Below are 5,760 nucleotides of genomic sequence, written 5' to 3'. Positions count from 1 at the left end.
ATTGTCTACCAGACTTGGGGAGATATTTACAATATGCCAGGAACGGCCTATGATATTTTAGGCGCTTTGAACAAAACCTATACAGATAGAGATGGACGTACCTTTACAGTACGTGCAGAAACCTTTAGCGCCAATCCCATGACGGCTTCCAATGACCTGGCCAATGATTATCCATTGATCATAGGAACTCAAGGTCACGCCATGGTCTTAACCGCCCTAGAATACGACAGAGATCAATTCGGCAACGGAAACGTAGTCAACGCCATTGTTAGAGACCCATGGCCCTTCAGCCCAGGCAAACGCTACCTCTCCGCCCAGGAATGGTATAACACCAGCCTTTTAGTGCGTATCAGGGTTTATAATTAATTTCTCTCTTTCAGCTGAATAGCTGGCCGCCTGCCACGGTAAAACGAGGTTTGTTCGGTTCGAGGTCTATTGATCAATTTAAACCCGTCCCACCGTATCGATAACAAAACACGCCGTTAAAAATTCTGAGATTGCGGAAGAATTTAGGCGGGTTTTGTGGTTTCTGGCAATATTGATAAAACAGTTTCTAGTTGCAGTAAAAAATCGATTCCGGGGGGACTAGATTTTTTGGATACTTTTTCATCAATGGAAAAAGTATCTACAAGAAAAAAGGAAAAGGTCAAAAGACTTTTTTGCGGTACTTCACTCACAATGTCCACTGGACATTGCTCTTTCAGTAGTTTCATCAATGGAAAAAAGGATGAATAAAGGTGCAAGGACTAGTCCTTGAAAATTAAAATGTCATCTCGATACATTGACGAACGATGTTTCGCAGAAACCAAACATCCGGTGGATGTTTGAGTGAGGCACCCGCGTTAGCGGAATAGACTATTTACTTTTTATAAGCCTCTTCTATCACAGCCGTAATATCGGCATCATTGGCAATGAAAGGATCTAAAAGCTCTTTTTTACACTCTTCCATAAGGGCATTTGCGATCTCCATCTGCGCTTCAGAAAGGCTGGCTTGCGCCATAAGATCAATGGTGCCAGAATCTATTCCTTTCGCCACCGCACATTTGTAAATGCGCTGGCCGTAATCGCCTTGCGTCGCGCGATCTTTAAAGAGATAATCCTGCAATTCCCCGTCTTCATAAAGGGCTACAAAGGAATAATCGCTTTGCCCCAGGACCTCATAAACGGTTTGAACCATGACATTGAGTTCGCCAAATTGCTCGCGGTAAGCCTGAGAAACCTGAGCAGAAACAGCATCTTTCATCTCACTCATTTTCAATTCGGCTTTATAACCTGCTTCTGCTACGTCCTGATCCGAATCGTTGATCTGCTTGCTTTTTTCCTTTAGGGCGATGAACTCCGGATTGCTATCCAGCGCCGTTTCCATACTGTCTGTATAGACCTTAAATGCCGCTTGTTTGGCTTTAAAATCAGGCACAGCCAAATTGCTAAGGTAACCAAAATCTGCACGCGCCCCTTTGGTTTGGGCCTGCAGGCTAGATCCAAAAATCAGTAGACAGAGGGCAAAAACAATCCGATTCATAAACGTAAATATCTGGTGTCTAAGATAACGAAAATGCTCCCGCTTAAATTGTTTGGATGATTCTGTCAGACAAAATTGAAATGTCCCACCGCATCGATAACAAAACGAGCCGTTAAGAATTCTGAGATTGCGGAAGAATTCAGGCGAGTTTTGTGGTTTCCAGTCTAATTGTCGGTTCAGCAAGACTCTTTGGTGAAAAATCGATTCCGGTGGGACTAGATTTTTTGGATACTTTTTTATCGATGAAAAAAGTATCAGAATAAAAAAGAAAGGTCAAAAGACAGATAGTGAAACTTAAAGACATCTCGATACATTGGCGAACGATGTTTCATAGAAACCAAACATCCAGTGGATGTTTGAGTGAGGCACCCGCGAAGCGGCAAGCACTATTCTCAAAGATGTCATCTCGATACATCGTCGCCACTCGATGTCCGAATCGTTAAATATCAATTTCAGAAAAAGAAGTAATCACGCTATCCGCAAGCCTGTAATCCTGCCCTGTAGAATGCGCTGAATTAAAAGCATAACAATAAATTCCCGCAGCTTTTGCGGCCTTTATTCCGTTGGTGGCATCTTCAATCACAAAACAATCCTCTGGTTTATGACCAGCCATTTGCGCCGCTTTTTGAAAGATCTCCGGATGTGGTTTGGACTTGGGCAGGTCTGCGCCAGAGATCTTCCCTACGAAATACTGGTCCAACTCAAACCGATTGAACACTCTTTTGATGTTTTCCATAGAGGCTGACGAGGCTACAACCAGCTTTAATCCTGACTCATGAAAACGGATCATGGCATCTCTTACGCCATCAATGAGTTGCAAGTTTGGACTGTTGTCAAAGAGTTCGTAGAAGTACATACGCTTAAGACGCGTCAGCTCCTCGGCAGACTCTGCAGTATTGAACTGTGAAACCAATTCATCACTGATCTCTTTGGTGGATCGGCCCGTAAAACTCTCGTAGAGTTCGTCGGAGACTTCAATGCCTACCTTTTCAAACATTTTAAAATAGGCCTCATGGTGCAAGGGTTCAGAATCAATGATCACCCCGTCCATGTCAAAGAGTACAGCTTTAGCGTTTTTCATATGACGAAAATACAAGTTCTTTAGGATATTGTGATTTTACGAATCCTTCCGGTCATCGAGTGATTCGAATGCAATGAGAATTGTATCGAGATGACATTTTGGTTATCTTACTAAATGTATTACTCCCATATTACCTCAAAACATGGGATTCCTATACATACTCAAATGCTCCGACAGTTCTCTTTATGTCGGAAGCACAAACAATATCAATGCTAGATTTATTCAGCATCAAAACGGAATAGGTTCAGCATATACCCGAAGAAGAAGGCCAGTGAAATTGATTTTCATTCAACAATTCACTTCGTTAGAAGAGGCATTTTGGACAGAAAAAAAGATTAAAAGATGGAGCAGAAAAAAGAAGCTCGCACTTATTCAATCTGAATTCAATCGATTGGTTGAATTTTCAAGAAAAACAATGTAGATGTTATCTCGATATATTGGTGAACGATGTTTCGAAGAAACCAAACATCCGGCGGATGTTTGAGTGAGGCACCCGCGAAAGCGGCAGACGCTATTTACGAAAATGTTATCTCGATACAATTTGCCTGCCTCCTTCGCTAAAGCTTCGGAGGTCGAGGCGGCAAATCACTCGATAACCTTACCGAACGTTATTTTTATAGAAAATCAGAAGTCCAGTGGACTTCTGAGTGAGGTAGCCGTGGAAGCGGAAAGCGAATAAAGATGTTATCTCGATACAATTTGCCCATGGCAAATCACTCGATAACCGGAACAGTAGTAATTTTCGGTCCTTTGAAAAGCTCAAACATCATCAAATCATTAAGACTCCTGATAAACCCTGATTCCAAAGGAATTTTGAGCAAAATTCCTTAATTTCGCTCCCTTATTCGAAAAGACCTATAAATGAGCGCGAAATTTGCTGAATATAAAGGACTTGACCTTCCCAAAGTTGCGGAAGAAGTACTTGATTTTTGGAAGCAAAACCAAGTGTTTGAACAGAGTGTGACCAGCCGTGAGGACGGAGAACCGTTTGTGTTCTTTGAAGGACCTCCATCGGCTAATGGATTGCCTGGCATTCACCACGTAATGGCACGCGCCATTAAGGATATTTTTTGCCGATACAAGACCCAAAAGGGTTACCAGGTTAAGCGTAAAGCGGGTTGGGATACCCACGGACTTCCTATTGAGCTGGGCGTGGAGAAAGAACTCGGCATTACCAAAGAAGACATTGGTAAAAAGATCACTGTAGAAGAGTACAACGCTGCTTGTAAAAAGGCTGTGATGCGCTATACAGACGTTTGGAACAACATGACCGAACGTGTGGGTTATTGGGTAGATATGGACGATCCGTATGTGACCTATGAGCCCAAGTATATGGAAACCGTTTGGTGGCTTCTAAAGAACATCTATAAGCAAGATCTTTTATACAAGGGCTATACCATTCAACCGTATTCTCCTAAGGCAGGGACGGGATTGAGTTCACACGAGCTGAATCAGCCGGGAACTTACCAAGACGTTACTGATACTACCGTTGTGGCTCAGTTTAAAGCCATCACCGAGACTTTGCCAGCCAAACTGCAGCAGTATACTGATCTGCATTTCTTGGCTTGGACGACTACTCCTTGGACGCTTCCGTCAAACACGGCTTTGACTGTTGGGCCTAAGATCGAGTACTCGGTTGTGAAGACCTACAATCAATATACTTTTGAGCCCGTGACTGTGGTCTTGGCGACTGCCTTGATCGGGAAACAGTTCAGCGGCAAGTTTGAAAAAGCAGAAGACGCAGCTGCGCTTGCAGCCTATGAAGCTGGAGCTAAAAAAGTGCCTTATTTGGTGGTAGACACCATTGTAGGTGCTGATTTGGTGGAGAGCCGTTATGAGCAATTGCTCACTTACGCCTTGCCAAATGACAATCCACAAGACGCCTTCCGCGTGATCTCTGGTGATTTTGTGACCACAGAAGACGGTACAGGTATCGTACACACTGCCCCGACTTTTGGTGCAGACGATGCCAAGGTGGCCAAAGAGGCTAGCCCTGAGGTGCCGCCTATGTTGGTTAAAGATGAGAACGACAACTTAGTGCCTCTAGTAGATCTGCAAGGACGCTTCCGTCCAGAAGTGGGTGAATTGGGCGGCAAGTATGTCAAGAACGAATATTACACGGATGGGGAAGCGCCAGACAAAAGCGTAGACGTAGAGCTGGCCATCATCCTGAAGACCGAAAATAAAGCCTTTAAGGTGGAGAAGTATGTGCACAGTTATCCAAACTGTTGGCGTACGGACAAGCCTATTTTATACTATCCTCTGGACAGCTGGTTCATTAAAGCGACTGCTTTTAAAGACCGCATGTTTGAACTCAATCAGCAGATCAACTGGAAGCCTAAAGCGACTGGAGAAGGTCGTTTTGGAAACTGGCTATCCAATGCCAATGACTGGAACTTATCACGTTCTCGATTCTGGGGAATTCCATTACCGATCTGGCGCACTGATGACGGCAAAGAAGAGCGCATCATAGGTTCTGTAGCAGAACTCAAAGACGCCATGGCAGAAGCAGTGAGCGCTGGTTTTATGGAAGCTGATCTGTTTGCCGACTTTGTTGTGGGCGATATGAGTGAGGAAAATTACGCCAAAGTAGACCTGCATAAAAATATAGTAGACCAGATCACCTTGGTGAGCCCATCGGGCAAGCCGATGAAGCGTGAATCTGATTTGATCGACGTTTGGTTTGATTCTGGTTCTATGCCGTATGCCCAGTGGCACTATCCTTTTGAGAACAAAGAGATGGTAGAGAACACCTGGCGCAAGGCAGATTTCATTGCTGAGGGAGTGGACCAGACCCGTGGTTGGTTCTATACCTTGCACGCCATTGCTACCATGACCTTTGATGACGTGGCTTATAAGAACGTAGTGTCAAACGGTTTGGTTTTAGACAAGAACGGACAAAAGATGTCCAAGCGTTTGGGCAATGCCACTGATCCATTTGAAACCTTAGACAAATACGGACCGGATGCTACCCGTTGGTATATGATCCAAAATGCAAACCCTTGGGACAACCTCAAGTTTGACATTGACGGTATCGGTGAGGTTCGCAATAAATACTTTGGGACGCTTTACAATACCTACAGCTTCTTTAGTCTGTATGCCAACTTGGACGGCTTCAATTACAGCGAGCCAGATGTGCCTGTGGCAGACAGACCAG

5 protein-coding genes are annotated in these 5,760 nt (G+C 44.2%); 3 read left to right on the top strand and 2 right to left on the bottom strand.

Annotated elements, in window-relative coordinates:
* The coding region (locus HRT75_RS13885; RefSeq protein WP_291187953.1) for a hypothetical protein at positions 1–366 on the top strand (366 nt) is incomplete at its 5' end.
* A gap of 493 nt (positions 367–859) precedes the next feature.
* Here the strand turns inward: HRT75_RS13885 and HRT75_RS13880 are convergent.
* Both HRT75_RS13880 and HRT75_RS13875 read right to left on the bottom strand, forming a co-directional pair.
* Positions 860–1,522, bottom strand: a complete 663-nt coding sequence (locus HRT75_RS13880; RefSeq protein WP_291187951.1) for a hypothetical protein — start codon at positions 1,520–1,522, stop codon at positions 860–862.
* A 439-nt stretch (positions 1,523–1,961) separates the two neighbouring features.
* Positions 1,962–2,603 (bottom strand): HAD family phosphatase, encoded by a 642-nt coding sequence (locus tag HRT75_RS13875; protein WP_291187949.1) that lies wholly within the window; start codon positions 2,601–2,603, stop codon positions 1,962–1,964.
* Between the two features lie 142 nt (positions 2,604–2,745).
* Here HRT75_RS13875 and HRT75_RS13870 point away from each other — a divergent pair, with 142 nt between their 5' ends.
* Both HRT75_RS13870 and ileS read left to right on the top strand, forming a co-directional pair.
* Complete coding sequence (locus tag HRT75_RS13870) at positions 2,746–3,024, top strand: GIY-YIG nuclease family protein (RefSeq protein WP_291187947.1); 279 nt, start codon at positions 2,746–2,748, stop codon at positions 3,022–3,024.
* A gap of 440 nt (positions 3,025–3,464) precedes the next feature.
* A partial coding sequence (gene ileS / locus HRT75_RS13865) for an isoleucine--tRNA ligase (protein ID WP_291187944.1) occupies positions 3,465–5,760 on the top strand: 2,296 nt, incomplete at its 3' end.

This window comes from Gilvibacter sp., assembly GCF_013214815.1.
In the GTDB taxonomy this organism is placed as follows: Bacteria; Bacteroidota; Bacteroidia; order Flavobacteriales; family Flavobacteriaceae; genus Gilvibacter.
This window is presented reverse-complemented; position numbering and strand designations above follow the sequence as displayed.